The sequence below is a fragment of the Bradyrhizobium sp. Kon69 genome, from assembly GCF_055807515.1.
Map to the genome: position 1 here is coordinate 1 of NZ_JBVVOS010000374.1, position 266 is coordinate 266.

The following is a 266-nucleotide window of genomic DNA, read 5'->3' on the forward strand; positions in this document are numbered from 1 at the left end:
GTCTCGGCGGTGCGGGTCAGCGTCGAGGCCGCCGATTCCAGCTGCACGGCGGAAGCCGAGACGTTGGAGACGATGGCGCCGACTGCGCTCTCGAAATCGTCGGCGAAACGAATCAGCTCGGAACGACGGCTTGCGGCCTGCTCCCTGTTCTGGAGTTCGTTGGCGGCCGCATCGCGCTCGGCCTTGGCCACGGCCTGCACCTTGAATTCTTCTACCGCGCCGGCCATCTCGCCGATCTCGTCCTTGCGGCCCAGGCCCGGCAGCAC

1 pseudogene is annotated in these 266 nt (G+C 67.7%); it reads right to left on the reverse strand.

The annotated features are described in order from the left end of the window. Nucleotides 1-266: pseudogene (locus AC0L3U_RS39500) on the reverse strand (methyl-accepting chemotaxis protein); the annotation flags it as partial.